Below are 254 nucleotides of genomic sequence, written 5' to 3'. Positions count from 1 at the left end.
CAGAACTTAAAGGAATATATAATAGTAAATGATTATGATGTGACGATAGTGGGACATACGGATTCCAAAGGGACGAATGAGTATAACTTAAAACTTGGGCTGCGAAGAGCGGAAAGTGTAAAGGCAAAGTTGCTTGAGTTCGGAGTACCTGCAGAGAGAATAGTTGGAGTTGAGACACGTGGGGAAGAGGAACCTGTTGCGACAAATGAGACAGCGGAAGGAAGAGCACAGAACAGAAGAATAGAATTTAAACT

At 41.7% G+C, this 254-nt stretch carries 1 protein-coding gene; it reads left to right on the top strand.

Annotated elements, in window-relative coordinates:
- A partial coding sequence (locus tag EII29_RS11785) for an OmpA family protein (RefSeq protein WP_148096455.1) occupies nucleotides 1-254 on the top strand: 254 nt, incomplete at both ends.

The sequence above is a fragment of the Leptotrichia sp. OH3620_COT-345 genome, assembly GCF_003932895.1.
Lineage (GTDB): Bacteria > Fusobacteriota > Fusobacteriia > Fusobacteriales > Leptotrichiaceae > Pseudoleptotrichia.
Note: the sequence above shows the minus strand (reverse complement) of the source record. Positions and strands in the feature narration are given on the sequence as shown.